Raw genomic sequence first — 26,179 nt, 5'->3', positions numbered from 1 at the left:
CGTGGGCTTCTATGGCGGCTCGCGTCGGTTTCTCCGCGACGATCAGCCGCGAACCCCGCCAGGCCCGGAAGGGAGCAACGGTAACGGTGATATCGGGCGCCGGAGAAGCGCCGGCGCGGGCCGTCTCCATCAAGGTTCCCGCATGTCCTATCTAGCTCTCGCCCGCAAATGGCGGCCGCGCAGTTTTACTGAGCTGGCTGGCCAGGATCACGTGATGCGTGCGCTCGTGAACGCGCTGCAGACCGGGCGGGTGCACCACGCGTTCCTGTTCACCGGCACGCGAGGCGTAGGCAAAACGACCATCGCGCGCATTCTCGCCAAGTCGCTGAATTGCGAAACTGGCATGACGCCGACGCCGTGCGGCGTCTGCAGTGCCTGTCGCGAGATCGACGAGGGGCGCTTCGTCGACCTGATCGAAGTCGACGCCGCCTCGCGCACCAAGGTCGATGACACGCGCGAGCTGCTCGATAACGTGCAGTACGCACCGGCGCGCGGTCGCTACAAGGTCTACCTGATCGACGAAGTGCACATGCTCTCGACGCATTCGTTCAATGCGTTGCTGAAGACGCTCGAAGAGCCGCCGCCGCACGTCAAGTTCCTGCTCGCGACCACCGATCCGCAGAAGCTGCCGGTGACGGTGCTGTCGCGCTGCTTGCAGTTCAACCTGAAGCGTTTTCCGCCGGCGATGATTCTCAATCGGCTCAAGTTCATTTGCGAGCAGGAGAACATCGAGTTCGAAGCGGAGGCGCTGCGCATGGTCGCCCGCGCCGCTGAAGGCAGCATGCGCGATGCGCTGAGTCTGCTCGATCAAGTCATCGCGTTCGGTGGCGGCAAGCTCACCGCCGACGACACGCGCACCATGCTCGGCACGCTGGATCGTGCGCAGGTGTTCGGTATCGTCGAAGCGCTGATTGCGCGTGATGCGCGCAAGGTGCTCGATCGCGCGAACGACTTGGATGAGCACGCGCCGGATTATCGCGAAGTGCTCGCCGAGCTCGCGGCGCTGTTACAGAAGCTCGCGCTGTTGCAGGTCGTGCCCGATATGCAGATCGACGAGTCGGACGACGTCGAGGCGTATAAGAAGCTGGCCGCGGCGATCACGCCGGAAGATGCGCAGCTGTTCTATCAGATCGCCATCGTCGGTCGTCGCGATCTCGAGCTTGCGCCCGATGCGCGCGGCGGATTCGAGATGGTGTTGTTGCGCATGTTGGCGTTCAGCGCGCAGGAAGTGGTGGCCTCGGCTGGCAGTGCGCCGTCGGCCGCTCCGGCGCCGGTCCGTTCAGCGGGCGCGTCGGGTGGCGGTGTGCCGGCGTCCGTGCGTGCAGCTGCCGCGGCTCCGGTTCAACAAGCTCAGGCGCCTGCACCCAGTGTCGCTGCACCGTCTGCGCCAGCCGCAGCGGCCGCACCGGCTGCGGCCTCAGGCAGCGACGGCGATTGGAATGCGATGGTCGCGCAGATGGGCCTCGGCGGTATCACACGTCAGCTCGCGGCGAATTGCGCGTTCCTCGGCCGGCAAGGTAACAAGGTGCGTCTGTCGCTCGCTCCGGAAGGCGCGCACTACCGCACGGCCATGATGGAAGAAAAGCTCAAGCAGGCGCTGAGCACGTACTACGGCGAGCCCGTGGTGCTGGAGTTCGTCGAAGGCGAAGGTGGCGGTGAGGTGATGAACACACCGGCGCGTCAGCTCAAGGCCGCGGCGGACGATCGCTTGCAGAATGCGCGCTCGTCCATCGAGAACGATCCCAACATTCGCGCCATGAAAGAGATCTTCGGCGCGACGGTCACGCCCGAGTCGATCCGGCCGACCGACAATCATTGACGGAGTGTTGAGTTATGAAAGGCAATATCGGCAACATGATGAAACAGGCGCAACAGCTGCAAGCCAATATGCAGCGTGCGCAGGCCGAGATCGCCCAGCTCGAAGTCACGGGCGAGGCGGGCGGCGGTATGGCCAAGGTCGTGATGACCGGCAAGCACGAAGTGCGTCGCGTGAGCCTGGATGCGTCCATCGTGAGCAGCGACGATAAGGACATGCTGGAAGACCTGATCGCCGCGGCCATCAACGACGCCGTGCAGAAGGTCGAGCGCACGACCCAGGAAAGAATGTCGTCGCTCATGGGTGGCCTGAACCTGCCGCCCGGGTTCAAAATGCCGTTCTAAGTGATCTACCCGCCTTCTCTCATTCGCCTGATCGAGGCGCTGCGTTGTCTGCCCGGGGTCGGGCCGAAGTCGGCGCAGCGCATGGCGTTTCATTTGCTGGAAAAGGATCGGAACGCCGCCGGCTTGCTGGCCGACGCCTTGCAGAAGGCGGTGGTCGGGGTCGGTCGGTGCCAGCGCTGCCGGATGTTTGCCGATGCGGAGCTGTGTCCGATCTGCGCCAACGCCTCGCGCGATCGCGGCACGTTGTGCGTGGTGGAATCGCCCGCCGATGTCGCGGCGATCGAGCAGTCAGGCAGTTATCGCGGCACTTATTTCGTCTTGATGGGGCACTTGTCGCCGCTCGATGGCATCGGCCCCGACGAGCTCGGCTTTGCGCAATTGGAAACATTGCTGGCCGAGGGTGAGATCACTGAGGCGATTCTCGCCACCAACACGACCGTGGAAGGCGATGCCACCGCGCATGTGATCGCCGAAATCGCCGCTCGCCGCAATGTGAAATCCAGTCGTATCGCGCACGGCGTGCCGATCGGCGGCGAGCTCGAGTATGTGGACGGCGGTACGCTGGCTCATGCACTCGCCGGGCGCCGAACCCTGACCTGATACGCCGCTAAGCGGCGGTCTTTTTCGCGCGTGCCTTGGGCTTGGCGGCCGGCGTCGCACGCGATGTTTCTTCGGGCGGCGACAACCGCACCTGATCGTCGCCGTGCAATTCCATCAGCGACTCCATCAAATCTTCCTCATCCGCGCTCGAGCACACGCCCAGCACGGTCGCTTCATCGCAGCCCTCGGCGGCGACGTACGCGTGGCCCATGTTCGAATCGATATAAATGGACTCGCCGGCCGAGAGCACGATGGGATCGTAGAACTCGGTGTGGATCTCCACCTGGCCTTCGAGCACGTAGATATATTCCTCACCCGAGTGATGCACCAGCTCGCCGAATTCCTCGACGCTCTTGGCGCGAATGCGCGTCAGGATGGGGATCATCCGTTTCCGGCGCAGCTCCGCGCATAAATAGAAATAATCGTAGTTGGGCGTGTTGACGCGGATCGCGCGCTCCATTCTGCCGATGCTGCGTCGGGCGGTGACCGGCTGAGCCGACGGCTCGCTCGACTCGGCGAACAGATCCGACATGCGGATCTTCAAGCGCTCGCTCAACTGCAACAGCTTGTCATAGGTGAGCGTGAGCCGGTCGTGCTCGACCTTCGCGAGCGTCGACAGCGGAATGCCGGTGCGATCGCTCATCTCCTTCAGCGTCCAGTCGTTACGCGTGCGTAGGGAACGCAGTACGCGACCGAGCGTCGGCTTGTCCGCGGGCCGCTCGGGCAACGCAGCGGATTTTTCGGCAGCTTTGGGTGTTTTCATTTGCGGGTCATTGTAACGGACCGGGTGGGGCGCGCAGCGCCGTTGTTTTGCACGATCAGGTTGACGATTCTCTAATCAGGACTATTATTGCCAATAGGAGAAAATACCGCCGCCGCCAGAGCGGCCCCGATTCAGGTGAGGATCCGATGCGCTTACCTACAGCGATAACCAGGACGACGTTAGGGATGGTCCTGTTTGGCTGGGCCAGTCTGGGCCTGGCACAGGAGGGCGCGCCGCTGCCGCCGCCCGGGCCCGCGACCGAGGCCGCCGTGCCACAGGCAGAACTGACCGGCGCGGCCCCACTGACCCGCGAGAACGTCGAGGCCTGGCTGGATGGCTATCTGCCGTACGCGCTGCAGACCGGCGATATCGCCGGCGCCGTCGTGGTCGTCGTGAAGGACGGTCAGGTCCTGGTGCAGAAGGGCTACGGCTACTCGGACGTGAAAACGCGCAAGCCGGTTGATCCGGAGCTCACATTGTTTCGTCCGGGCTCGATCTCCAAGTTGTTCACCTGGACGGCGGTGATGCAGCAGGTCGAGCAGGGCAAGCTCGATCTGGATGCCGACGTTAATGAGTATCTCGACTTTAAGATTCCGGCGCGCGACGGTCAGCCCATCACTCTGCGCAACATCATGACCCACACGGCGGGCTTCGAAGAGCAGCTGAAGGGCTTGATGGGCGGTGAAGCCAACACGAAGTCGTTCGATGAGCGGCTGAAGACCTGGGTGCCGGAGCGGATTTTCGCGCCGGGCACGACGCCGGCGTATTCCAACTACGCGACCGCGCTCGCCGGTTACATCGTTCAGCGCGTCTCGGGCGTGCCGTTCTACGACTACATCGAACAGAACATCTTCGTGCCGCTGGGCATGCAGCACGCAAGCTTCCGTCAGCCGCTGCCCGACAATTTGAAGCCGCTGATGTCGAGCGGTTATCAGCTGGCCTCCTCGGGCGAAGCGAAGCCCTATGAGATCGTTGGCGTGTCGCCGGCCGGCAGTCTCGCGGCTTCGGGGGCGGACATGGCGAAGTTCATGATCGCTCATCTACAAAACGGCGCGGCCGGCTCAGCGCGCATTCTGCAGGAAGACACCGCGAAACAAATGCACTCGACCGCGCTGACCATCCTGCCGCGCGTGCATCGCATGCTGCTCGGCTTTTATGAGCAGAATTACAACGGCCATCGCGCGCTCGGTCATGGCGGCGATACCAACTGGTTTCATAGCGATCTGCATCTGTTCATCGACGACGGCGTCGGTATGTATATCTCTGTGAACAGCGCCGGCAAGGGACCCGCGGCTCATCAGATCCGCAGCACGTTGTTCGATCAGTTCGTCGATCGGTATCTGCCGGGCTCGCCATTGGACGGCAAGGTCGATGAGAAGACCGCGGCCGAGCACGCCCGCATGATGGCCGGCGAATATGAGAACTCGCGTCGCGCCGACTCGAGCTTCTTCAAGCTGCTGGGCCTCGCCGGTCCCATCAAAGTCACTCCGAATCCGGACCACACCATCAGTGTGTCGATGGCGACGAACCTCGCGGGCGCACCGATCAAATGGCGTGAGATCGAGCCGTTCGTGTATCGCGATGTCGATGGCAAGAATCTGCTGTCGGCGCAGGTGAAGGACGGGCAGGTGGTCCGCTTCAGCTTCGATGGCATCTCGCCCTTCATGATGTTCGATCGCACGCCGGCCTCGCGTTCGGGCTGGCTGCTGACGGCGGTCATCGGTGGGTTGATCGCGCTGTTGCTCACGAGCGTTGCCTGGCCGGTGTCCGCGCTCGTGCGTCGTCACTACGGCGTGGCTTACGGGTTGTCGGGTGAGGATGCCAAGGCGCATCGCTGGGTCCGAATTGCAGCGACCGCGGCGGTCGTGCTCTGCATCGGCTGGGCCATGACGATCGGCAAGATGATGGGCAACCTCGCGTTGCTCTCGGAGAGCTCCGACACCTGGGTGTGGCTGATGCAATTGCTGTCGCTCGTCGTGTTCGTCGGCGGCGCGGCGCTCGGTGTCTGGAATGCGTGGGTCGTCGTGCGAAGCCCGCGCAAGTGGTACGCGAAGCTCTGGGCAGTCGTGGTGGCGTTGTCGCTACTCGTGCTGCTGTATCTCGCGTTGACGTTCCATCTCATCGCATTCGATACCAATTACTAGAGGAAATCATGAGCACGGCTGAGGCGATGATGATGAGCACCGCGGTTCCCATGCAAATGCAGGTCGAGATCGAGCGCTTGCGCTTGCGCAATCCGTTCCGGATCTCCGGCTACACCTTCACCGAAGTGCCGGTGGTGGTCGTCACGTTGGAGAGCGAGCGGGGACGCGGTCGCGGTGAGGCGGCGGGCGTGTATTACCTCAAGGACACCCCTGAGCAGATCGTCGCAACGCTCGAGGCCCATCGCGCGGTCATCGAGAGCGGCATCACGCGTGCGCAGTTGCTCGAGCTCTTGCCGCCAGGCGGTGCTCGCAACGCGCTCGATTGCGCGCTGTGGGATCTCGAGGCCAAGCACGCGGGCATGCCGGTGTGGCGATTGGCGGGCGTGAACGAAGTCGTGCCACGCATTACGACCTTCACATTGAGCGCCGACGGTCCGCCGGCGGTCGTGAGTGCGGCCGAAGCGTTACCGCACGCCAAAGCGCTGAAGTTGAAGCTCGATGGCGATTTGCAGATGGACAAGGAGCGTGTGCGTGCCGTGCGCCGCCTGCGTCCCGACGTGTGGATGGGCGTCGATGCGAACCAGGGTTATTCCATCGAAAAACTCAAAGCGATCATGCCGGCGTTCGTCGAGGCGGGCGTGAAGCTCGTCGAGCAGCCGTTACCGCGCGGTCGCGAAGCCGACCTCGACGGATTCAAGAGCCCGATTCCGCTTGCGGCCGATGAGAGCGTGCAGGGGCTCGCCGACGTGCGCGGTCTGCGCGGCCGCTTTCAAGTCGTGAATATCAAACTCGATAAATGCGGTGGTTTGACTGAAGGACTTGCGATGGCGCACGAGGCGCGGCGCCTCGGCATGCAAGTCATGGTCGGCAACATGGTGGGCACCAGCCTCGCCATGGCGCCGTCCTTCGTGGTCGCGCAGTTGTGCGACTACGTCGATCTGGATGGACCGGTGTTTCTGGCAGAGGACCGTCAACCCAGCCTGACGTATCAGGACGGCAGTGTGTATTGCGCGGCTAACGTTTGGGGAGACGGCAAGTAATTCGATTTCAGTGCGGTCATCGACAATTATTAATGGGGAGCGACCATGAATAGTGTTTCGAGTCTGTCGAGAAGGATGACGATAGGCGTTTCGAGCAGCGCATTCGCGCTGTTGATGAGCGCGACCAATGTGAAAGCAGCCGAAGCTCAGTCGGGCGTGATCGACGAGATCGTCGTGACCGCGCAGAAGCGCAGCGAGAGCGTGCAGGACGTGCCGGTGTCGGTGAGCGCGTTCGCCGAGGAACAGTTGACGCGCGTGCATGCGACGCAGCTGCAGGACTACGCGGCCTACATGCCCGGTATCAATATCACGAACGGCGGCAGCCCCGGCCAGACGAGCATCACCTTGCGCGGTATCGCACCGGTGGGCCCGGGGTCGGTGGTGGGAACTTATGTCGATGACACGCCGCTGGGTGCGAGCAACAACTACGCTCGCGCCACCGGCTTTGCGCTCGATCTCATGCCCTATGACATCGAGCGCGTCGAGGTGCTGCGCGGTCCGCAGGGCACGCTGTATGGCGCAGGCTCCATGGGCGGCTTGCTCAAGTATGTGCTGAAAGAACCGAGCGCCGACGCGCTCGAATTCCGCGCCGGTGTGGAAGGCTCCGATGTGAGCGGCGCCGACGATCTGGGCTGGGGCGCACGTGCGGGCGTCAACGTGCCGTTGGGCGACACGGTCGCGCTACGCGCCAGTTACTTCCAACAGAACACGCCGGGGTACATCGACAACCTCTACACCGGCAAGCAGGACATGAACGAGCTCGAGCAGAGTGGCGGCCGCCTCGCGCTCAAGTGGCAGATCAACGAGAACGCCTCGTTGAAGATCGGCGGCATGTGGCAGCGTCTGGATTCGGACAACAACGGTTCGATGGCGTTAGGGTTGACCAGCGTCGATCCATATCGCGGCACTCGCAGCTTCGGCGATCTCGGCACCTCGATTCCGAACGAGGAGCCTTTCAGCAAGGATGTGGACTACTACTCGGCGACGCTCAACTGGGGCCTCGGCTGGGGTGAGTTCGTGTCCGCGACCAGCTACTCGAAAACTCACACCTCGCAAACCCAGGACGCAAGCATCACGTTCGGTGCGTTCTTTCCCATCTACAGCGTGCTGCTGGAGCTGCCCGGCGCGCCGTTCGATCCGGGCCTCGCCAAGTTCAACATCACGCTCGACCATGAGAAGTGGACGCAGGAGTTCCGGCTCGCCTCGAGCGGCGAGGGCGCGATTCAATGGCGCATCGGTGCGTTCTATACCGAGGAAGACAGCAAGAACGAACAGATCGTGGACGCGACCGATTTCAATCACGTGCTGATCCCGGGCTTCCTGCCGTATTTCGCATTCGCGGCGCTGCCCTCGGAGTACAAAGAGCTCGCGCTGTTCGGCGATGTGACGTTCAAGATCAGCGACAGCTTCGATGTGATCACCGGCGTGCGCCTGGCGCGCAACGATCAGAAGTTTCGTCAGATCAGCGGCGGTGTCGTGCTCGAGACCGCCAACGAGCCGGGCGAGTCTGATGAAGACGTCTTCACCTACGCAGTCAGCCCGCGCTGGCACGTGACCGATGACACCATGGTCTACGCGCGGGTCGCGACCGGTTATCGACCGGGTGGCCCGAACACCATCGCGCTCAACTTGCCGCGGTCGGTGGACGCCGATGAGCTGACCAACTACGAGTTGGGCATCAAGAGCCTGCTCATGGAAGGACGCGCGCTGGTGAACGCCGCGGTGTTCTATATGGATTGGCAGGACATCCAGCAGACCCGCAGCTTCGCTGGCGTGAGCGGTCTGGACAACGCGGGCGATGCGAAGAGCAAGGGCATCGAGCTCGAATCGTTGTTCTCTGTAACCGCGGGCCTGCAGCTGGGTCTTAATCTCTCCTATACGGATGCGACTTTGAAGTCGACCCCGCCGGACCTGCCGAACAAGCTCGATGAGCAGCTGCCGGGCGTACCGGAATTCAGCGGGGCGATCACCGCGAATTATGCCTTCACGGCTTTTGGCGGCCACGAGGCCAACATCGGCGGCGGCTGGCGCTATGTCGATGAGCGCTGGTCGCAAGTCGTCATGACCGAAGAGAATCGCGCGTACGCGCTGCCCGCGTACGATGTGCTGGATCTCAACGCCGACGTGCGCTTCGATAGTCTGACCGTGCGCCTGTTTGTAAAGAATCTGACCGACGAGCGCGCCTTTACCGGCGGCGGCGTCACGACCGACGGCGCCGACGAGCCCGTCCGTCTGGACCTTGCCGTGCTTCAGCCGCGCACCGTCGGTTTGAGCATCGATTTTCAGTTCTAAGTGATACAAGTTGACTTCAACGTGACAACAGCAAATCTCTCGACCACTTTGGATCTGCCGCAACCGTATCTGCTGTTCCTGGGCGATACGACCGAGGCGGGCTTCGCGAAAACAGCTTTTGGCTTGAGGGACTGGGCGCCCGAGCAATGCGTCGGCGAGCTTGCGTGCTCGCCCGACGCCATCTCGCTGGGGCTGCCGAAGCTCACGCCGGCGCAGGCGTACGCGAAGGGCGCCCGCTCCATGATCATCGGCGTGGCCAACATGGGCGGACGCATTCTCGATAGCTGGATGCCGTCATTGATCGCCGCGCTGGAAGCGGGGCTCGATCTGGTGGGAGGAATGCACACACGGCTCGTCGACACGCCGGCGTTGGTTGCAGCCGCCGAGCGTCATGGGCGTCGTTTGATCGACGTCCGCACGCCACCGCGAGGCATTCCGACCGCCAGTGGTCGTAAACGCAGTGGTAAGCGACTACTGGCGGTCGGAACCGATTGCGCCCTGGGCAAGAAATACACCGCGCTCGCGATCTGGAAGGCGCTCAAGCGGCGCGGCGTGAAGGCGGATTTTCGTGCCACGGGTCAGACTGGCATCATGATCGCAGGCAGCGGCATGCCGATGGATGCGGTGGTGTCGGATTTCGAGGCGGGCGCGGCGGAAGTGTTGTCGCCGGATGCGGCGCCGGATCATTGGGACGTGATCGAAGGGCAGGGCTCGTTGTTTCATCCCTCATACGCCGCCGTGTCGCTCGGTTTGTTACATGGCAGTCAGCCCGATGTGATCGTCGTGTGTCACGAAGCCGGCCGCAATCACGTGCTGGGCATGCCAGACTACCCGCTGCCCAGCCTCGAGGAGACCATCGATATGAATTTGCGACTGGGCCGGCGCACCAACCCGTCGATCCGCTGCGGCGGGGTGAGTCTGAATACGTCGAAGCTCTCGGAGAGCGAAGCACGAGCCTTGATGGCCGCGGAGAGTAAACGACTGGGGCTGCCGGTCGCCGATCCGATTCGCGGCGGCGATGAGTTCGAGCGGCTCCTCGACCGTTGCTTGAACGGCTGATGCAAACCTCCTCCTGGTTTCAACGCTACCTGCTGCCGGGCTTCGCCTTCAAGGCGGTGGTCATCGGCGGCGGGTATGCGACTGGCCGCGAGCTGGTCGAGTTCTTCCTGCCGAGCGGTCCGCACGGCGGATTGCTGGGCATGATCTTCGCCGGAGCGATCTGGAGCGTCATTTGTATCGCGACGTTCCTGTTCGCCCGGGCCACGCACAGCGCCGACTATCGGACCTTCTTCAAGCACCTGCTCGGCCGGGGCTGGATCGTGTTCGAGATCTCCTATTGTTTGCTGATCGTGCTGATCCTGGCGGTATTCGGTGCCGCCGCCGGTGCGCTCGGCGCGGCGTTGTTCGGCTGGCCGCCCATGGTGGGCACGCTCTGTCTGATGCTGGGCATCGCGTTGTTCGTCGCCTTCGGTAACGCCTCGGTCGAGCAGCTGTTCAAGTGGGTGTCGTTCTTCCTGTACGGCGTGTATGGATTGTTCCTGATCCTGGCGCTCGGCAAGTTCGGCGACCGGATCGCGGCGAACTTCGCGCTGGACGTGCCGACCGATGGCTGGGCATTCGCCGCGGTGACTTACACCGGCTACAACATCGTGGGTGCGGTCGCGATCCTGCCGGTGCTGCGTCATCTGCGAAGCAATCGCGATGCTGTCATTGCCGGCGCGCTGTGCGGGCCGCTCGCCATGATTCCGGCGATTCTGTTCTTCGTCTGCATGGTGGCGTACTACCCGGAGATCTCCGCGGAGGCCTTGCCTTCGGACTACATGCTGCAGCGATTGGGCTTCCCGCTGTTTCATGGGGTGTTCCAGCTGATGATCTTCGCCGCCTTGCTCGAGAGCGGCACGGGCAGTGTGCACGCGGTGAATCAGCGCATCGCGCAGGTGTGGCGTGCTCGATTCAATCGCGATCTGCCGGCCCGTGCGCGGTTTGTCGCGGCCGGCATCCTGCTCGTCATCGCAATGTTCTTTGCCGACCGCTTCGGTCTCGTGGCGTTGATCGCAAGCGGCTATCGCACGCTGTCGTATGTGTTGATCGCGGTCTATGTGTTGCCGCTGCTCACGTACGGGGTGTGGCGCTTGTGGCAGCGGCGGGGTGAGCAGGTGCCGGTGACAGCGCCTCCCTAAAAAGATCTGAGGGGCGTTGTCGGAATCCGGGGTTGAGTGCCGTCCTTGGGTCAGAACGGCACTCAACAACACTGGAGTATCGAGCAATGAAGCGCTTGCTGACCCGGATCCTGGCTGCGACGGCACTGATTGCACCGGCAGTTCCCACCCTGGCGGACAGCCCGGCCGCCCCACCGGCCATCACGGCGCCCGACAAGTCGGGGCGCCTCGCCGTCAACGGCATCAATTACTACTACGAGATTCGCGGCAAGGGTGAGCCCCTGCTGCTCCTGCATGGCGGCTTGGGCTCGAGCGACATGTTTGCGCCGCTGCTGCCGACGCTCACGAGCCAGCGACAGGTCGTGCTGGTCGATTTGCAGGGGCACGGTCGCACCGAGCTCGGCACGCGCAAGTTCAACCTCGAAGCGATGGGCGATGACATGAACGCCCTGGTGCAGAAGCTCGGCTACAAGCAGATCGACGTGTTCGGTTATTCCTTCGGCGGCGGCGTGGGCTTCAGGCTCGCCGTCCAGCATCCGCAGACCGTGCGTCGTCTGGTGCTGGTGTCGGCGGGCTATGCGTCCGATGGTTTCTATCCCGAGATCCGGGCACAGCAGGGGCAGGTGAACGCCGAGGCCTTCCAGTATATGAAGGACACGCCGATGTACAAAGGTTACGTTGCGGTGGCACCGAAGCCGGATGACTTCCCGAAGTTGTTGACCGCGATCGGCGACTTCATGAAACAGGGCTATGACTACTCGCCCGATGTCGCGAAGCTGAAGATGCCGGTGATGCTGGTGTTCGGCGACTCGGATATGTATCGGCCCGAGCACGTCGTGAAGTTCTATCAGCTGCTCGGCGGCGGCTTGAAGGACGCCGGCTGGATGCGGGAGAACCTGTCGCAGAATCGCCTGGCGATCCTGCCCAATCACACGCACTACGACATCTTCCTCGCCCCCGAGCTCGTGAGCACGACGCTGCCGTTCCTGAACGGTGAGACCAAAGCGAGCGCGTGGCAGTAACGCAAGAAGCGAGGATCAGCGCCGGCGTTCGTACTCCGGCGCGAGCCCCCGCATGATGTTGAGCAGTCGTTTGTAACTTTCGTAACGACGCGCCGAGAGCGTGTTCTCGGCGAGCGCGGCCAGCACCGCGCAACCTGGCTCGCGAAGGTGCAGGCAGTTGTTGAATCGGCACTCGGGCGCGAGCTTCAAGAGTTCCGGCCAGCCAACTTGCACCAGCGCATCTTCGACCGGCGGCGGCGCATAGTCGCGAACGCCGGGTGAGTCGATCAGCTCACCGCCGCTGGCGAGACGGAACAACGCAGTCGAGACCGTCGTATGTCGGCCTTCACCGGTCGAGTCGGACAACGAACGCGTGGCACGCTCGGATTCGGGCGCCAGTCGATTGGTGAGCGTGGACTTGCCGACGCCGGACTGGCCGACCAGCATCGCACTTTGATTGACGAGCAAATCACGCACGGGCGCAACCGTCGGCTCGTTCTTCGCGGAGACTCGCAGCACCGGATAGCCCGCGCGCTCGTAGTCGGTCACGCGTTCTTGAAATTCAGCGTCCTCGGCACCCGGCAGCTCCGATTTGTTGACGATCAATGCGCCCGAGATGCCCGCGAGCGCGGCGCCCGCGAGATAACGATCGGCGATATATAAATCCGGCTCGGGGTTGGGTGCGACGATCACGATGACCAACGACAGGTTCGCCGCGAGCGGTTCGGTGCGTCCCCGACTGTCCGTGCGAGCAAACAACGATCGGCGCGGCGCGACGCTCACGACCTTCGCGACATCGCCGCTGCTTTGTGATGGGCCGCGAATCGTGACTTCATCGCCGCAGACGCAGGTCAGTCGTTTGCCGAAGAGCTCGGCCGACATGCGCTCGCCGGCGGCGGTCTCGACGATGACGCGACGACCGAACGACTCGGTGACTCGCGCCGTCGTCTCAGCCGCGTCGCTCATGAGCGCTGCGTGGCCAGCGACTGCAGGCGCGAGATGCGCACGAGCGCGGGCGGATGCGAGTCGTAGAACGCCGAGTGCAAGTGATCGGGCGTGAGCGTGCTCGCATTGTCTCGATGCAGTTTCACCAAGGCGCTCGCAAGCTCGCTGGCATCCGCGTGCTGAGCGGCGAACTCATCCGCCTCGAACTCGTGCTTGCGCGACCACCACGCACCGATGGGCGTGAGGAAATAAGTGAACGCCGGCAAGACAAACATGAAGAGCAACAACGCGGCGTGCGTGGAGGGTGCGCTCACGCCGAGCGCGGCATAGAACGCGGGCCAGCGCATCAACGCATCGAGCAGCAAGAAGCCGAGCAGCGCCATCACCACCGACAGGATCAACCCCGAGCGAATGTGATGCAGCCGGAAATGTCCGAGCTCATGCGCGAGCACGGCTTCGACTTCGGCGACCTGCAGACGCTCGAGCAACGTGTCGAAGAACACGATGCGCTTGTTGCGACCGATGCCGGTGAAGTAGGCGTTGCCGTGCGAGGAGCGGCGCGAGCCGTCCATCTTGAACACGCCCTTGGAGGCGAAGCCGCAGCGTTGCAGAACCGCTTCGGTGCGCTGCTTGAGGGCGTCATCGGTGACCGGCGTGAACTTGTTGAACAGCGGCGCGAAGATCGCCGGCCACGCCCAGGTCATGAGCACGGAGAAGCCGACCCACACCGCCCACGCGAACAGCCACCACAGCGCGCCGGCCTGCTGCATCAGAAACAGGATCACGAAAATCAGCGGCGTGCCGAGCAGCAGGCTCAGACCCAGGCTCTTGCATAAATCGGCGATATACAGCCCCGGCGTGGTGCGATTGAAGCCGAAGCGCGCCTCGATACCAAAAGTACGCCACAGAGACAGCGGCAGGCCGATGGCACCGACTATCAAGAAAGTCGACAGTACCACCGCGGTCCCGTGCCAGGTCGGCGACAGGCCCGCCGCCTGCCACCAGCGATCGATGGTGTCGATGCCGCCGCCCAGGGTGAGCAACAGGGCGACAGCCGCATCCAGCAGCACATCCCAGCGATTCAGGCCGGCGCCGGCGACGGTATAGTCAGCGGCTTTCTGATGGGCCTGCAGGTCGATCTGCTCGGCGAACGCCTCGGGCACGCGGTCGCGGTGCCGGCGCACGGCAGCCGCCTGGCGCTGATTGAGCCAGCTGCGCATGGCCGTGGAGGCGAGCAGCAGCACTAGAAACAATCCGGTAAACCAATGCATTTAGGTGATCTCAATCCGTGCCCGGGCACTCTAGCGTCAGCTGCTATGATGAGGCAACGAAACTACTTCTGGCAGAACGTACCGTGACCGACCGCGACCCGACCCGACTCATCTGGATCGATCTGGAAATGACGGGCCTGAAGCCCGACACCGACCACATCATCGAAATCGCCACCGTGGTCACCGACAAGCACCTGAATACCCTGGCCGAGGGGCCGGTGCTGGCCATCCATCAGTCGGATGAGATCCTGGACGCCATGGACGACTGGAACCGTCGCCAGCATGGCACCTCGGGCCTCGCCGCCCGCGTGCGTGCCAGCACCATCACCGTCGAGGAGGCCGAGCGCCAGACGGTGGAGTTCCTGAGCCGCTGGATCGAGCCCGGCGTGTCGCCCATGTGCGGCAACAGCATCTGTCAGGACCGCCGTTTCATGGCGCGCGAGATGCCCAATCTGGAGCGGTATTTTCACTACCGCAATCTGGATGTGAGCACGCTGAAGGAGCTGGCGCGGCGCTGGTCGCCGGAGGTGTACAGCAGCTTCCAGAAGAGCTCGACCCACCTGGCGCTGGACGATATTCGCGACTCGATTCGCGAGTTGCAGCACTACCGCACGAATTTCCTGCGGGCTTGACGACTTAAAGTCGCGGCGGCAGGGGATGCCTGCCGCCGCGATGTGACGACGTTACTTCGCGGCCACCGCGCCGCCGGCCAGGAACAGCCACGTCTCGACCACGGTGTCGGGATTGAGCGAGATGCTCTCGATGCCTTGCTCGACCAGCCAGCGCGCGAGGTCGGGATGATCCGAAGGGCCCTGGCCGCAAATACCCACGTACTTGCCATGCTTGCGACAGGCGTCGATGGCGAGCTTCAACAGCGCCTTCACCGCCTCGTCGCGCTCATCGAACAGCTTGGCGATGATCGCTGAGTCGCGGTCAAGGCCGAGTGTCAGCTGCGTCATGTCGTTCGAGCCGATCGACATGCCGTCGAAGAACTGCAGATATTGATCGGCGAGCAGCGCGTTGGTCGGCAGCTCGCACATCATGATGACCTTCAAGCCGTTCTCGCCGCGCTTCAGGCCGTTTTGTGCCAGCAGCTGCGTGACTTGCTCGGCTTCCTTCACGGTGCGTACGAAGGGCACCATCACTTGCACGTTGGTCAGGCCCATCTCTTCGCGCACGCGCTTCAACGCGCGGCACTCGAGCTCGAAGCAGGGACGGAATGTTTCATCGACGTAACGCGAGGCGCCGCGGAAGCCGATCATCGGATTCTCTTCGTGCGGCTCGTACTGACGGCCGCCGATCAGATTCGCGTACTCGTTCGATTTGAAATCCGACATGCGCACGATGACCGGCTCCGGCGCGAACGCGGCGGCGATGGTCGCGATGCCTTCGCACAGCTTGTCGACATAGAAGCTCACCGGATCTTTGTAACCATTCATCTGACGACGGATGGTCTGTTGCAGATCCTTCGAGAGCGAGTCGAACTCGAGCAGGGCGCGCGGGTGCACGCCGATCATACGATTGATGATGAATTCCAGACGCGCCAGGCCCACGCCCTTGTGCGGAATGCCGGCGAAGTCGAACGCACGGTCGGGATTGCCGACGTTCATCATGATCTTGGTCTTGATGGCCGGCAGCGCATCCAGCTCGATGATTTTCTGTTCGAAGGGCAGGGAGCCCTCGTAGACGAAGCCCGTGTCGCCTTCGGCGCAGGATACGGTGACTTCCGTGCCTTCCTTGATCGTCTCGGTCGCATCGCTGCAGCCGACGACGGCGGGAATGCCGAGCTCACGCGCGATGATCGCGGCGTGACAAGTGCGTCCACCGCGATTGGTCACGATGGCCGAAGCGCGCTTCATCACCGGCTCCCAATCAGGATCCGTCATGTCGGCGACCAGCACATCGCCGCTCTGCACGCGCGTCATTTCCTTCACATCGCGAATGATGCGGGCGGGACCGGCGCCGATGCGCTGACCGATGGAACGGCCGCTCGAGAGCACCTTGGATTTTTTCTTCAGCGAGTAGCGTTGCACGGTGCGGCCGGCGCGGCTCTGCACCGTCTCCGGGCGCGCCTGCAGGATATAAATCTTGCCGGTCTCGCCGTCCTTGCCCCACTCGATATCCATCGGGCAGCCGTAGTGCTGCTCGATGATGAGCGCCTGCTTGGCGAGCTCCAGAATGTCGGCATCGTCGATGGAGAACTTGTTGCGATCCTCGGTCGGCACATCGACGGTCTTTACGCGCTCGCCGCTGCCGGGCTCGCCGTAGACCATCTTGATGGCTTTCGCGCCGAGAGTCCGGCGCAGGATTGGGGCATGGCCCGATTTCAGCGTCGGCTTGTAAACGTAGAACTCATCCGGATTCACCGCGCCCTGCACGACGGTTTCGCCCAGACCGTAGGAGGCTGTGATGAAGACGACATTGCGGAAACCGGAGTCGGTGTCGAGCGTGAACATCACGCCGCTTGCGCCCACATCCGAACGGCACATGTATTGAATGCCGGCGGACAGCGCGACCACATCGTGGGCGAAGCCCTGATGCACGCGATACGCGATGGCGCGATCGTTGTAGAGCGAGGCGAACACTTCGTGCACGCACTTGATCAGTGCTTCCTTGCCGCGCACGTTCAAGAATGTTTCCTGCTGGCCGGCGAAGGAGGCGTCCGGCAAGTCTTCGGCAGTGGCCGAGGAGCGAACCGCGACCGCGACATCGCGACCCTGGCCCATGCGCTCGTAGCCGGCGAGAATTTCTTTCTCGAGCTGCGGCGGGAACGGCGTCGAGAGAATCCACTGCCGGATCTTCGCACCCACCTCGGTGAGCTTCTCGACATCTTCCACATCGAGCGTGGCGAGCTCCTTGGAGATGCGCTCGGCCAGACCCTCGTGCTTGAGAAAGTCCCGATACGCCTGCGCGGTGGTCGCGTAGCCGGTCGGCACGCTCACGCCCATCTTGGCCAGATGACTGATCATCTCGCCGAGCGAGGAATTTTTGCCGCCGACGGTGTCGACGTCGTGGCGTCCGAGCTGTTCGAAGGGTACTGTGTAAGCGGTCAAGGGCGATCCTCGTAGACACTCAAGCGAGTGAACTTAGCCCCGGGATTTTAACCGCAATGCGCGACCGCGCGTGAGTCTTGGCGACAGAAGAATGGATAGACGAACGGTTTTTTTTGTGTCCGACCAGACCGGCGTGACCGCCGAGACCATGGGGCATAGCCTGCTGACGCAGTTCGACGGGCAGGCGTTTCGGCAGGTGACTCTGCCATTTATCTCCACTGTTGACAAGGCGCAGGACGCGGTCCGTCGCATCAACGCGACGGCCGAGGCGGAGGGCGTCCGGCCCGTGATTTTTAGTACTTTGGTGCAGGAGGACCTGCGCGAGATCATCAAGCTCGCCAACGGTTTGTTCCTGGATTTCTTCGACGCGTTCCTGGGCCCGCTGGAGATGGAGCTGAAGCTCAAATCCTCGCGTGCCCAGGGCAAGGCGCACGGCATGCAGGATATCGGCGCTTACACCACGCGCATCAACGCCACCAATTTTGCCCTGGCCAACGATGACGGCGCTGTCACGCGCGATTACGAGCGCGCCGACCTGATCCTGGTCGGCGTCTCGCGCACCGGTAAAACGCCAACGTGCCTGTACCTGGCCTTGCAATACGGTGTCTTCGCCGCCAATTATCCATTCGCTGACGAGGAGCTCGAGACCGGGCGTCTGCCGGCGGCACTGACCAAGCATCAGCGCAAGCTGTACGGTCTGACCATCGCGCCGGAACGCCTGCAACAGATCCGCAACGAGCGCCGGCCGAACAGCAACTATTCTTCGCCCTCACAAGTGGACTTCGAAGTGCGCACGGCCGAGGCTATCTTTCGTCGTTACGATATTCCCTGCATCAACACCACCGAATGTTCCATCGAAGAGATCGCCAGCCGCATTCTCGACCGGACGGGTGTCGAGCGCAGGCTGCGTCCGTAAGCGTTTTGGCACGCATGTCGCATGCATGTTCGTCGCCGTGACGCAAGTCACACACCACTGGCAGTAGTGCGAAACTGCTGTGCTATATTCGGCCCATGTCGATAGCCCTTACAGCAACCGATGTGAATTGCCCCGTCAGCTGGCGTGCCCGTCCGGGCAGCTTCGTCAGCCTGATGTCGCTGTACGAGAGCAATTACATTCGTCTCGCCTGGCTGGTGCCGGACGTGGAGCGCGCGGCGGCTACGCAGATTTCCGTGGTCGACGGCGATTGTCCGTTGCATCTGGCGATCGAGGAGCGCAGCCGCTATACGACCACGCTGCGACTCACCTATGTGTTCGACGATGAAGCGGGACCGCTGGCCGATCCCGATCTGCTGATCCGCGTGTATCGCGATGCGCGTCTCGCCGAAGTGCAGGCCTGCGCACGCTGGCATCGTCATGCGATGCTCGAATCGCTGCGCTCGCAGCTGGCACGCGATCTGGGCGATCGCTGGCTGCGTAACGTCATGCTCAATAAATGGCTCGATTATTGCGTCGAGCGCGGACATCACTTTCCCGCACTAGCCGCGACCTGACGTTTGCCACGCCCGTACAGGGCCCGCTATGGAATTCTCCGATCGGCTGAGCAATCTGCGCCAGCTTCTCGCGCCGGGCGCGCGTCAACCTGCCGAAGACGAACGGCTGCTGCAGCTCTATTGGAATCGCGCCGAGCTGAAGAAAGAGCTGACGCGCTTGCAGGACGAGCGTCACAAGCTGATCGAGCAGCTGAACAAACACGAAGCCAGCTACGTTCGTAACAGCGAGCAGCTGTTGCAGCTCGAAGAATTTCTCGGCAATCCAGAGACCGGCCCGCACGGTCTGGTTTATTTCCAATTGCGCTCGCTGTGGCGCGCCTCGTCGGCGAAAGTCGCACGCTTCGCGCAACAGCTTCAGCAACAACAGGCCGATCGCGAGCAGCGCCGTCAGGTGCTGGAATTCGATCGCGCGCGTCGTCAGCAGCTCGCCGATTTCGATCGACGCATCGCGACCGCACGCTCGCGCGCCGACATGATGGAAGCGCAGTTGAAACTGCAGGAAGTGAAGCTCGAGAAGATGCGCGGCTTTTGGAACTACGCGCGTCGTCGGCGCCTCAGCGAGGAGATCGCGACCGAGCGTGAACAATGGGATCTCGCGGCGACCGAAGTCACCGATTTGAGCGACGACCGGAATGCGCTCGAAGACAAGGCCGCGCCGGGCTTCGAGGGAATATCCATCGACGGCCGTCGCGTCGTGAATACCGCAGTGATCGCCTATGCGCAGCAGCTGGTCGTGACGTTGTCCGGCGGCGGCCTGGCCGTGCTCGCGAAGGAGACGACCACCAAGCGCGTGTTCGATATGAAATATGGCACGCGCGAGGAATGCTCGCGTCTGATGATGTTATTGCGCGAGGCGCTCGCCATCGTCAAAAACGAAAAAGACGATCTCAGTGGATTGAAGGAGCGCACCGACGCAGTACGCGCGGTCGCCGCTTATCGCAGCGATGCGGACACGGTGCCGCTGACGGATTCGATCGGGACGTTGCCGGTGCCCGTGGCACTGGTATCGGGCCTGGAGACGGGCAACAAGGACAAGGCAGGCGTGAACGTCCTGGTGGACGATTACTGGGATCTGTATCAGGCGCTGCTGCAGTGAGCAGCGCCTGATCGTTTGTTAGTTACTGCGTCGAATCCGACCGGTCGCCCTGAGCCTTCAGGCGCGACAGATACAGATTGCTCATGCCGCTCAAGTCCGCGGCGATCTCGAGCGTTTCATCCAGCACGGCATCGGGCGGCTCCTGACCGGTGAGGTCGGCGAGCTTCGCGACCGGCGGCTGACCGCGCGACTTACGACGCTCGTTCTCGCGACCCAAGCGTTCCTGCTCCAGTTGCTCGCGCTCGGCAACACGCGTCTTCAGATTCAGCGACAGCTTCTTCTGAGTGCGGATCTTCTCGAACGAGTCGAGATCGGCGAGCAGCGAGCGGTAGTCCGGATCGGTCGCGATGCGCTGCTCGTGCGTCTGCTCGAGCGCGGCGATGGCCGGGGTCAGCTGACCTTCCTTGCTGAATTCCGCCGGACGAATCCGATCCCAGGGCAGGGCGCTTTCACGCGTGCTCTCGCCGACTTCCTCGGGGCTGATGGCGGTCGGCATGGAGATGTCGGGCTGTACGCCGCGATGCTGGGTGCTCTCGCCCGTCACGCGGTAGTACTTGCCGATGGTGACCGTCAGCTGGCCGAAGCCCGGATCGGGACCGAGCGCATAACGATCCAGCGGATAGAGGTTCTGCACCGAGCCTTTGCCGTAGGTCTGCTGGCCGACGATGATGCCGCGACCGTAGTCCTGAATCGCGGCGGCGAAGATCTCCGAGGCCGACGCGCTATAGCGATCGACCAGCACGATCATCGGGCCATCCCACGCGGTGTTCGGCTCCGGATCGTCGAGCACTTCGACGCGACCGCCGGTCTCGCGCAGCTGCACGATCGGGCCGGCGGGAATGAACAGGCCCGAGAGGGCAGTGGCTTCGGTCAGGTGACCGCCGCCGTTACCGCGCAGATCCATGATCAGCGCGTCCATCTTCTCGGCCTTCAATTCGGTGAGCAGCTTCTGCACGTCGCGCGTGGTGCTGCGATAGTCCTTGGCGCCGGAGGATTTGGCTTCGAAGTCCTGATAGAAGCTCGGCACGTTGATCACGCCGACCTTCATCTCACGATCGCCACGCTTGATGGTGTGGACTTCCTTCTGCGCGGCCTGCGCATCGAGCGACACCTTGTTTCGCTGCAGCTCGAGCACCTTCTCCGGCGAGCCCGGCGCGGCGCCGGCTGGCAGGATGTTCAGGCGCACGGTGGTGCCGACCTTGCCGCGGATGATCTGCACGACATCATCGAGACGCCAGCCGATCACATCGACCATCTTGCCGCTCTTGCCTTCCCCGACCGCGATGATGCGATCGTTCGCGCCGAGCGTGCCGTTGATCGCGGCGGGGCCGCCGGGCAGCACGTTGAGCACGGTCACGTAATCATCGACGAGCTGCAGCGAGGCACCGATGCCTTCATACGACAGGCTCATCTGAATGCGGTACTCCTCGGAATTGCGCGGCGAGAAGTAGCTCGAGTGCGGATCGAAGACATGCGCGAAGGCATTCATGAACACTTCGAAGATGTCGTCGCTCGTCACCTGCTCGGTGCGCTTGACCACGCGCTCGTAGCGCTTCTGCAGGATGTCCTTGGTTTCCGGCCAGGTCTTTTCGGTGAGCATCAGGGACACCGCGTCGTTCTTCACACGACGGCGCCAGATGTCGTTCAACTCTTCGGGCGTCTTGGCCCACGGCGCCTTGGCGCGATCGAACTCGAAGGATTCATCGACGGTGAAGTCCGGCTCGGTCTTGAGCAGGTCCACCGCATACTTCACGCGTTCTTTATTGCGCTGCTGGAAGCGATTGAAGATGGCGAACACGGGCTCGAGCTGACCGTTCACCACCGCGTCGTCGAGCTGATACCGATAGCGCTCGAACTCGGCGATGTCGGAGGCGAGGAAGTAGCTGCGGCCGCCGTCAAGCTGCTCGATGAAGCGGTCCAGCACCAGCGAGGACACCGGGTCATTGATCGGCGACTGGCGGTAGTGCGAGCGCTCGATCACGTTACTGACCAGCTTGCTGACGCGGCGCTGGCGTTCGGTGGGCGAGAGTTCCTGCGGGTTCGCGGTCGCAACCGCCTTGGCGACCGGCGCTTGCGCCGTGCCGGCCAGTAACGCACAGACCACCAGCAGCGCGGGCAAGCTGAAGATCAACGTCGTGCGCCGCTGCTTGGCGGGTTCGTGCGAGGGCGACTGATACACTGTTTCACATCCTCATCAGGGGGAGGGGGCCGCGGCCGTAAAGGCGGGGCCGGTCCCGATTTCGACCTAAACCTGAATCGTAAGCAAGGCAGGACAGATCCATTCTATGGGCAAGGCTAGAGAGACGCTGCACTCCGATCAAGTACGGACCCCTCGTGGGTTGCACGATTTTAACGGGAGCCTCGCATGAGACCGCTCGCCGTCCTGAACGCCATCATCTTCGGCTCGGCTGCCGCCATCACATTCGGTCTGCTAGGTGTGGTGGTCATTTTCCTGGTCCTCAAGGGGAGCAACCCGGCCATGGGCAGCGAGTTCCCGGCGCTTCTGCGCAGTAGCGGGGTGTTCCTGGTACTGGCAGCGGTGTCCGGAGCGAGCCTGCTCGGGCTGCTCAAGACCTTGAAATGGCGCTGGCTGGCGCAGCTGGCGATGTGGGCGACGGTCGCCGGCATCGCGGCACTGTACTGGCCGGAATGACGATCTACAGTGAGGCCGCGCCGCCGGTTTTACACCCGAATTTACCCAAGGGAAAACCCTCAAGGCGCCCTCGGCCAGGACCGCAGGGCGATTAACGGCGGATGACCCGTTCCCAGGCGTTGCCGCGCTCGAAGGAACCGCTGTTGTAGGGATCGAAGCCACTCTTAGCCTTATTGACCTTGTCGGCATGGATGCCGCGCTTGGCCGTGCCGACCATAAGCGGACGTTTCACGGGCGGAGCGGGGTTATCGGAGATCCGCGGCGCAATCCGCGCCGGCCGATCTTCCTCTTTCACCTTCCGGCCGCCGAATAACCGGGCGAGCCACATACGCGATCTTCCCAACGAAAAAGTGTAAAGAAAACCAACAGATTCTTTTTAATATCAACCGCTTGCAGCCTACACGCCGGGCTTCGGCGCGTGGCGATTCTTCAGTGGGAACTGTGAGGTACGTCACGGATCCCTGTGCTATCAACTTCGCGGCCGCGCTCAGCGCGGATTCGATGCGCTCAATCGCTGCCCATGCGCGGCTCGACACGCGCGGGACGGCCGGCGGGGCGCTTGGCTTCCTTGGGGGCGGGCGCACGGCGTGGCGGTGGCGGTTCGTCTTCGTCGAGGGGCTGGCGCTCGACCTTGTCCGTTTTGACGCCGATGAAGATCGCGCGCATCGCATAAATGAGCAGCAGCGGTCCCACCGCGATGGTCCAGGCGCGCCCGGCGCCGTCGGCGAGATCGGCGAAGAAATCGCTGTAGAACGCGCTCAGACCGGCGCCGGCGCCTTGAGTCGGGGCGCCATACGGGCCGAGCGCAGCGGTGCCCACCCAGTAGATCAGCGCGGGCAGCAGGAACAGCCCGAGGGCCAGCCACAGACTGCCGAAGATCAGTTCGAAGCGCAGCCGATGCGTACGGCGCTGCTCGTCGGAAACATCGTCATCGTGAGGGGCTGCGGCGTTCATGCGGGCCTGTGCAGGTAAGTTGGCGCGCATCATAAATGATTCGGGATCGGGCATCCTGCCACGACCCTCATGCGAGCTGGCAAAAAGGCGCGACTTTTTGCCGCTCGCCGCCGCCGATGGCGGCGGGGTACATCCCTGTACCCGGGCGGCACTCGTTATGATTGCGGTCTTTCATAGGTTCGAGGTTTCTCGCTAATGTCAGAAGCAACCCACGCCGCGCCGCTGCGTACCGCCGTGATCGGCGTTGGCTATCTTGGGCGTTTCCACGCGCAGAAGTACGCGCAGATTGCGGGTTCGACGCTGGTGGGCGTGGTGGATGCAAATGCGGAGGCCTGCGCGAAGGTCGCCGCCGAATTGGGCACGAAGGCGGTGAGTGACTATCGCGAGCTGTTTGGCGCCGTCGATGCGGTGAGCCTCGCGGTGCCGACCCCGCTGCATCACGCGATCGGTTGCGAGCTGTTGAAGAACGGCATCGACGTGCTGATCGAGAAACCCATCGCGACCACCGTCGCCGAAGCGCGTGAGCTGGTGGATCTGGCGCGCACCCACAAGCGCATTCTGCAGGTGGGGCATCTGGAGCGTTTCAATCCTGCGGTGCTCGCGGCGGCGGAGCGGTTGCAGACGCCGCGCTTCGTCGAATCGCATCGTCTCGCGCCGTTCAAGCAACGCGGCACCGATGTGAGCGTGGTGCTGGATCTGATGATTCATGACATCGATTTGATCCAGGAGCTGGTCGGCACGCCCATCGAGCACATCGACGCCGTCGGTGCGACGGTGTTCTCGGGCGAGATCGATATCGTCAACGCGCGGCTGCGCTTCCAAGGCGGCTGCGTCGTGAACACGACGGCGAGCCGCATCAGTCTCAAGCAGGAGCGCAAGATCCGTATCTTCCAGGACGACGCGTATCTCTCGGTCGATATGCAGCAGAAGATTCTGACCGTGATCCGCAAGAAAGACGCGGCGCCGGTGGAGTCGCCGGCGCAGGTCTCGATCGAGGAACAGAACTTCGATCAGGGCGATGCGCTACTCGCCGAGATCGAAGCGTTCTTGAAGGCGGTGCGTGAGCGCAGCACGCCGGTGGTGACGGGCGAAGACGGGCTGCGGGCGCTCGAGACCGCGATGAAGATCACGGCCCTGGTTCAACCACAGGCTTCGTGAGTCGATCCCGCTGCAACGATTGCAGCGGACGGCCTGCGACGGCTTGCGCGATCTCCTGAAGTTGAATCAGGCTGATCTCGCCGCGGTCGGCCGCAAGCTTGCGCGCGACGTCATCCAAGCTCGCCTTGCCCTGGGTCACCGCACGAATCTCCGCGTCGACTTGCTGAAACACCAGCACGGCGCGGGCCGTGGTCGCCCCCGTCGAGGCTTTGGCGAACAGCGTCGGCGCGCGGCGCGCCCATTTCTCCAAGTTATCCATCGCCTGCTCGTAACGCTTCTGACCGATGCCGCCGGAGCGTCGCAAGGTCTGAATGGAATAAAACTCGGCGAGGCCTTCGACGATCCAGTCGCTCTCGTTGTCGCCGCGAATGCCGAGCGCGACGTGCACCAGCTCATGTAACAACGGGCTGGTCCGGTTCTCGCTGATCAGCGGCCGGTCCGAATGCAAAAAGATCGAGGCGGGCCCGGACAGGCCGCCGCGCCACATGGGATCGCCCGCCGAGACGATCAGCACGCGCTTGGGAAAGTCCGGAAACACATCCAGCAGTTTCGGCAGGTTCCAATTGATGAAGGCGAGGGCGTCCTGGCGACGCGCGCTTTCGCCTTCGGGCGCGGCGATGAGCGTGTTCACGTGCTCGATGCGCTCGCTGCGCACGCCGATCTTGCCGATCAGCATCCAACCTTCGGGCTCATCGAAGCGGCGCGTCGGATCGTCCACGCGAAAGGCGTGCTCGCCTGCGGACGGATAGGGCGTCACGGCCGACCACCCCGTCGGCAGATCGAATTGCAGCACCGTGCGCGAGCGAAGATTGCGGGCCGAAGTGACGCGCGTGCTCGGGGTCATCTTGTCGCCGCGAAACAGGGCCCAGCTGTCGGTGATGTAGGAGTCGTAGCTGCCCGAGGAGCGTTGATGGTTCACGATGAACTCGTAATGCAGCGTCGAGTGCTGACCTTGCGGACGCCACACGATTTCCTTCGCGCCCACCTCGAGCGGCTCGTTCGAGCGGAAGTTCCGATAGCGCTTCGGATCGACTTGCAACACGACCTTGCTGGGCAGCTTCTCGCCGTTCAGCTCGAGCGCCACCTGCGCATGATCGACACCCGCTTTGAAGCTCGCGCGATAGGTGGCGTCGTAATAGGCGATCTTGGCCGCCGACGCCGAGCCCGCCGCGGCCAGCGAGGCGAGGCCGAGCAGGGCGGCTCGGCCGAGGCGCGATCTCAGAAGTCTTGCAATCACGTGCCTTCCATCGAGGGTCGAGGACTTGCCCGGCAGTTTACGGTTTTTTGACAGAACTCAGCTCGTTTGGCGTTAGTTGCGTAATGTCGGTAGGATGCGACGCCAAGCGAATGTCCTTTACGCAGTTTCCGTCGCGCACGAGCAAGACGGGGGTTGCGTGGG

Annotated in this window: 23 protein-coding genes and 1 other RNA gene; 16 read left to right on the top strand and 8 right to left on the bottom strand. The window is 63.0% G+C overall.

Annotated elements, in window-relative coordinates:
* Positions 1-22 precede the first annotated feature (22 nt).
* The 4 genes from ffs to recR all read left to right on the top strand — a co-directional run bounded on the left by ffs (position 23) and on the right by recR (position 2,760).
* An RNA gene (gene ffs, locus ACFPN2_RS28805) (signal recognition particle sRNA small type) lies at positions 23-119 on the top strand.
* Positions 120-142: 23 nt separating this feature from the next.
* A complete protein-coding gene (gene dnaX, locus ACFPN2_RS28800; RefSeq protein WP_380603144.1) occupies positions 143-1,819 on the top strand; it encodes a DNA polymerase III subunit gamma/tau in 1,677 nt (558 codons plus the stop codon).
* Between the two features lie 14 nt (positions 1,820-1,833).
* On the top strand, positions 1,834-2,160 hold the full coding sequence (locus ACFPN2_RS28795; RefSeq protein WP_380603142.1) for a YbaB/EbfC family nucleoid-associated protein: 327 nt from the start codon (positions 1,834-1,836) through the stop codon (positions 2,158-2,160).
* Positions 2,161-2,163: 3 nt separating this feature from the next.
* Entirely contained in the window at positions 2,164-2,760 is a 597-nt protein-coding gene (gene recR, locus ACFPN2_RS28790) for a recombination mediator RecR (RefSeq protein WP_380606670.1), read from the top strand.
* A 7-nt stretch (positions 2,761-2,767) separates the two neighbouring features.
* Here recR and ACFPN2_RS28785 read toward each other — a convergent pair whose 3' ends face one another.
* Entirely contained in the window at positions 2,768-3,523 is a 756-nt protein-coding gene (locus tag ACFPN2_RS28785) for a helix-turn-helix domain-containing protein (protein ID WP_380603140.1), read from the bottom strand.
* Positions 3,524-3,708: 185 nt separating this feature from the next.
* Between ACFPN2_RS28785 and ACFPN2_RS28780 the strand changes: the two genes are divergently transcribed.
* From ACFPN2_RS28780 to ACFPN2_RS28755, 6 genes are all read left to right on the top strand, one after another.
* Positions 3,709-5,667 (top strand): serine hydrolase domain-containing protein, encoded by a 1,959-nt coding sequence (locus ACFPN2_RS28780; RefSeq protein WP_380603138.1) that lies wholly within the window; start codon positions 3,709-3,711, stop codon positions 5,665-5,667.
* 8 nt (positions 5,668-5,675) lie between these two features.
* Positions 5,676-6,707 carry a dipeptide epimerase gene (locus ACFPN2_RS28775; RefSeq protein ID WP_380603136.1) on the top strand — a complete coding sequence of 344 codons (1,032 nt, stop codon included), beginning with the start codon at positions 5,676-5,678 and terminating at the stop codon, positions 6,705-6,707.
* Between the two features lie 45 nt (positions 6,708-6,752).
* The gene (locus tag ACFPN2_RS28770) at positions 6,753-8,999 is read left to right on the top strand and encodes a TonB-dependent receptor (RefSeq protein ID WP_380603134.1); all 2,247 of its coding nucleotides are present in this window, start codon (positions 6,753-6,755) and stop codon (positions 8,997-8,999) included.
* Between the two features lie 21 nt (positions 9,000-9,020).
* Positions 9,021-10,058, top strand: a complete 1,038-nt coding sequence (locus ACFPN2_RS28765) for an N-acetyltransferase DgcN family protein (RefSeq protein WP_380603132.1) — start codon at positions 9,021-9,023, stop codon at positions 10,056-10,058.
* Positions 10,058-11,179: a YkvI family membrane protein gene (locus ACFPN2_RS28760; RefSeq protein ID WP_380603131.1), complete on the top strand. Its 1,122-nt coding sequence runs from the start codon at positions 10,058-10,060 to the stop codon at positions 11,177-11,179. Before ACFPN2_RS28765 ends, ACFPN2_RS28760 begins: the two co-directional genes overlap by 1 nt.
* Positions 11,180-11,265: 86 nt before the next feature.
* Positions 11,266-12,180 (top strand): alpha/beta fold hydrolase, encoded by a 915-nt coding sequence (locus ACFPN2_RS28755; protein ID WP_380603129.1) that lies wholly within the window; start codon positions 11,266-11,268, stop codon positions 12,178-12,180.
* Between the two features lie 15 nt (positions 12,181-12,195).
* Here ACFPN2_RS28755 and rsgA read toward each other — a convergent pair whose 3' ends face one another.
* Complete coding sequence (rsgA, locus tag ACFPN2_RS28750) at positions 12,196-13,125, bottom strand: ribosome small subunit-dependent GTPase A (protein ID WP_380603127.1); 930 nt, start codon at positions 13,123-13,125, stop codon at positions 12,196-12,198.
* Positions 13,122-14,375, bottom strand: coding sequence for a M48 family metallopeptidase (locus tag ACFPN2_RS28745; protein WP_380603125.1), 1,254 nt, complete (start codon positions 14,373-14,375; stop codon positions 13,122-13,124). Before ACFPN2_RS28745 ends, rsgA begins: the two co-directional genes overlap by 4 nt.
* 83 nt (positions 14,376-14,458) lie before the next feature.
* On the opposite strand from ACFPN2_RS28745, the gene orn reads away from it, so the two are divergent.
* A complete protein-coding gene (gene orn / locus ACFPN2_RS28740) occupies positions 14,459-15,007 on the top strand; it encodes an oligoribonuclease (RefSeq protein ID WP_380603123.1) in 549 nt (182 codons plus the stop codon).
* A gap of 51 nt (positions 15,008-15,058) precedes the next feature.
* On the opposite strand, the gene ppsA is transcribed toward orn, so the two are convergent.
* Positions 15,059-17,428, bottom strand: coding sequence for a phosphoenolpyruvate synthase (gene ppsA / locus ACFPN2_RS28735; protein ID WP_380603121.1), 2,370 nt, complete (start codon positions 17,426-17,428; stop codon positions 15,059-15,061).
* Between the two features lie 91 nt (positions 17,429-17,519).
* On the opposite strand from ppsA, the gene ppsR reads away from it, so the two are divergent.
* The 3 genes from ppsR (at position 17,520) to ACFPN2_RS28720 (ending at position 20,015) form a co-directional block, all read left to right on the top strand.
* The gene (gene ppsR, locus ACFPN2_RS28730; protein WP_380603119.1) at positions 17,520-18,344 is read left to right on the top strand and encodes a posphoenolpyruvate synthetase regulatory kinase/phosphorylase PpsR; all 825 of its coding nucleotides are present in this window, start codon (positions 17,520-17,522) and stop codon (positions 18,342-18,344) included.
* 122 nt (positions 18,345-18,466) lie between these two features.
* Entirely contained in the window at positions 18,467-18,919 is a 453-nt protein-coding gene (locus tag ACFPN2_RS28725; protein WP_380603117.1) for a DUF1249 domain-containing protein, read from the top strand.
* A gap of 28 nt (positions 18,920-18,947) precedes the next feature.
* A complete protein-coding gene (locus ACFPN2_RS28720; RefSeq protein WP_380603115.1) occupies positions 18,948-20,015 on the top strand; it encodes a hypothetical protein in 1,068 nt (355 codons plus the stop codon).
* 22 nt (positions 20,016-20,037) lie between these two features.
* Here ACFPN2_RS28720 and ACFPN2_RS28715 read toward each other — a convergent pair whose 3' ends face one another.
* Entirely contained in the window at positions 20,038-22,194 is a 2,157-nt protein-coding gene (locus ACFPN2_RS28715; RefSeq protein ID WP_380603113.1) for a carboxy terminal-processing peptidase, read from the bottom strand.
* Between the two features lie 186 nt (positions 22,195-22,380).
* Between ACFPN2_RS28715 and ACFPN2_RS28710 the strand changes: the two genes are divergently transcribed.
* The gene (locus ACFPN2_RS28710; protein WP_380603111.1) at positions 22,381-22,668 is read left to right on the top strand and encodes a hypothetical protein; all 288 of its coding nucleotides are present in this window, start codon (positions 22,381-22,383) and stop codon (positions 22,666-22,668) included.
* 91 nt (positions 22,669-22,759) lie between these two features.
* Here the strand turns inward: ACFPN2_RS28710 and ACFPN2_RS28705 are convergent, their stop codons facing one another.
* Positions 22,760-22,996 (bottom strand): hypothetical protein, encoded by a 237-nt coding sequence (locus ACFPN2_RS28705; protein ID WP_380603109.1) that lies wholly within the window; start codon positions 22,994-22,996, stop codon positions 22,760-22,762.
* Between the two features lie 179 nt (positions 22,997-23,175).
* Complete coding sequence (locus tag ACFPN2_RS28700) at positions 23,176-23,622, bottom strand: hypothetical protein (RefSeq protein WP_380603107.1); 447 nt, start codon at positions 23,620-23,622, stop codon at positions 23,176-23,178.
* Between the two features lie 195 nt (positions 23,623-23,817).
* Here ACFPN2_RS28700 and ACFPN2_RS28695 point away from each other — a divergent pair, with 195 nt between their 5' ends.
* On the top strand, positions 23,818-24,780 hold the full coding sequence (locus tag ACFPN2_RS28695) for a Gfo/Idh/MocA family protein (protein ID WP_380603105.1): 963 nt from the start codon (positions 23,818-23,820) through the stop codon (positions 24,778-24,780).
* On the opposite strand, the gene ACFPN2_RS28690 is transcribed toward ACFPN2_RS28695, so the two are convergent.
* Positions 24,749-26,017: a hypothetical protein gene (locus ACFPN2_RS28690; protein WP_380603103.1), complete on the bottom strand. Its 1,269-nt coding sequence runs from the start codon at positions 26,015-26,017 to the stop codon at positions 24,749-24,751. The two genes, ACFPN2_RS28695 and ACFPN2_RS28690, sit on opposite strands and share 32 nt — an antisense overlap.
* Positions 26,018-26,179: the final 162 nt, after the last annotated feature.

This window comes from Steroidobacter flavus (genome assembly GCF_042651805.1).
In the GTDB taxonomy this organism is placed as follows: domain Bacteria; phylum Pseudomonadota; class Gammaproteobacteria; order Steroidobacterales; family Steroidobacteraceae; genus Steroidobacter; species Steroidobacter flavus.
This window is presented reverse-complemented; position numbering and strand designations above follow the sequence as displayed.

Bases quoted from the DNA above. Each gene is read 5' to 3' on its own strand.
- ACFPN2_RS28760 (WP_380603131.1), top strand. From the start codon at position 10,058: ATGCAAACCTCCTCCTGGTTTCAACGCTACCTGCTGCCGGGCTTCGCC.
- ACFPN2_RS28720 (WP_380603115.1), top strand. From the start codon at position 18,948: ATGGAATTCTCCGATCGGCTGAGCAATCTGCGCCAGCTTCTCGCGCCG.
- ACFPN2_RS28775 (WP_380603136.1), top strand. From the start codon at position 5,676: ATGAGCACGGCTGAGGCGATGATGATGAGCACCGCGGTTCCCATGCAA.
- dnaX (WP_380603144.1), top strand. From the start codon at position 143: ATGTCCTATCTAGCTCTCGCCCGCAAATGGCGGCCGCGCAGTTTTACT.
- ACFPN2_RS28755 (WP_380603129.1), top strand. From the start codon at position 11,266: ATGAAGCGCTTGCTGACCCGGATCCTGGCTGCGACGGCACTGATTGCA.
- ACFPN2_RS28705 (WP_380603109.1), bottom strand. From the start codon at position 22,996: ATGTGGCTCGCCCGGTTATTCGGCGGCCGGAAGGTGAAAGAGGAAGAT.
- ppsR (WP_380603119.1), top strand. From the start codon at position 17,520: ATGGATAGACGAACGGTTTTTTTTGTGTCCGACCAGACCGGCGTGACC.
- ACFPN2_RS28745 (WP_380603125.1), bottom strand. From the start codon at position 14,375: ATGCATTGGTTTACCGGATTGTTTCTAGTGCTGCTGCTCGCCTCCACG.
- ACFPN2_RS28695 (WP_380603105.1), top strand. From the start codon at position 23,818: ATGTCAGAAGCAACCCACGCCGCGCCGCTGCGTACCGCCGTGATCGGC.
- rsgA (WP_380603127.1), bottom strand. From the start codon at position 13,125: ATGAGCGACGCGGCTGAGACGACGGCGCGAGTCACCGAGTCGTTCGGT.
- ACFPN2_RS28795 (WP_380603142.1), top strand. From the start codon at position 1,834: ATGAAAGGCAATATCGGCAACATGATGAAACAGGCGCAACAGCTGCAA.
- ACFPN2_RS28710 (WP_380603111.1), top strand. From the start codon at position 22,381: ATGAGACCGCTCGCCGTCCTGAACGCCATCATCTTCGGCTCGGCTGCC.
- ACFPN2_RS28785 (WP_380603140.1), bottom strand. From the start codon at position 3,523: ATGAAAACACCCAAAGCTGCCGAAAAATCCGCTGCGTTGCCCGAGCGG.
- ACFPN2_RS28700 (WP_380603107.1), bottom strand. From the start codon at position 23,622: ATGAACGCCGCAGCCCCTCACGATGACGATGTTTCCGACGAGCAGCGC.
- ACFPN2_RS28770 (WP_380603134.1), top strand. From the start codon at position 6,753: ATGAATAGTGTTTCGAGTCTGTCGAGAAGGATGACGATAGGCGTTTCG.
- ACFPN2_RS28780 (WP_380603138.1), top strand. From the start codon at position 3,709: ATGGTCCTGTTTGGCTGGGCCAGTCTGGGCCTGGCACAGGAGGGCGCG.